The organism is Deinococcus sp. Leaf326, assembly GCF_001424185.1.
In the GTDB taxonomy this organism is placed as follows: Bacteria; Deinococcota; Deinococci; order Deinococcales; family Deinococcaceae; genus Deinococcus.
On the sequence record NZ_LMOM01000003.1, the window covers coordinates 1 to 1,211 of the forward strand.

Genomic DNA, 1,211 nt, shown 5'->3' on the forward strand with positions numbered 1-1,211 from the left:
GACTGACCTCTATCGACCTGTTCAAGAATGCTTAGAATCTGCTGCTCGGTGTACCGTTTTCCTTTCATCGCGCCTCCAGATTGCCCATCTTGTCGCAATCGGAGTGGACTGAGAAACAGGGGTCACGTCAAGCAGCTCCGGAGGACCTGCGGGCGGCGATCTTCAGCGAGTTTGACGCCGCCTCCCGGATCGTCGATGCCTATCCTGCGGCGCTGCTCTGGGGCCTAGCCTGCGCTGTTGAGCAGCAGCTCGGTGCACTTCCAGGCAGTGAGCGGGAGCGGGAAGCTATGTTCGTCAAGAACAGGGCCTGAAGGACAGAACCGATTCCATACGCTACGGGATTAGGGCTACGTGCCGCTGATCAACTGATCCTCAACACTGTGAACATCAGCCAAGCCGAACCTGCTCCGGGGTTCGGCTCACTGCTTGTACCAGCGAAGTCTGGGGAGTTGATGTAAGGCCACGATAGCGATAGTGCGGAGAAGTCTGCAGAAAAAACAGTGTTCTTTCTGGCTGCGCTCCTCGATTTTTTCAATATTTCATGAGTCACTTGACCATGGGCCTTAGCCAATCTGTAACTCACAAAACAGTCTGCTTACTTATTGCATGAAGATTCCCCTTTAACTTAAGGTCAGAATCTGTGCTGCCGTCGTAGGTCGCACGTCTGGAGACGCTATGGATACCGGAACGAGCAGCGCATCAGCCACGCCAACCCACCTTCTCAGCAAGGCCAAAAGGTTGGCCTTATTGTCGTCAGCGTCCACGGCGGAACTCCAGGAGATGGACCCCGAGCAGCTCGTCGCCCAACTGCTGGAGCAGCGCCACGAGCTTCAGGTCCACCAGATCGAACTCGAACTCCAGAACGAGAGTCTGGCCCAGGCCAACCTCGACCTCGAACAGGCCCGGCAGCACTACACCGAACTCTTCGAGCATGCCCCCGTCGGCTACCTCACTCTCGACCAGGCGGGCATGATCGCCCTGTGCAACCTGCAGGCCGCGCGCCAACTCGGCATGGACCGCTCGCGCCTCGGCGGCCGGCGCTTCTCGGCTTTTCTCAGCCGCAACGACGCCAGCAGTTTCGCGCTGTTCCTGCGCCGCGTCTTCACCACCCCTGGGCCCCAGCGGGTCGAGCTCCAGGTTCAGCCTCATACCCCGCCGCAGACCCCGGACGCCCCCGCCCAGTTCCTGCAGGTGGACGGCGAGCTCATGCC

At 59.5% G+C, this 1,211-nt stretch carries 1 protein-coding gene; it reads left to right on the forward strand.

Annotated features, from left to right (window positions below):
• Window positions 1-747: 747 nt before the first annotated feature.
• Window positions 748-1,211 (forward strand): PAS domain S-box protein (locus ASF71_RS04390; protein ID WP_235514123.1); only part of this gene is annotated, 464 nt, incomplete at its 3' end.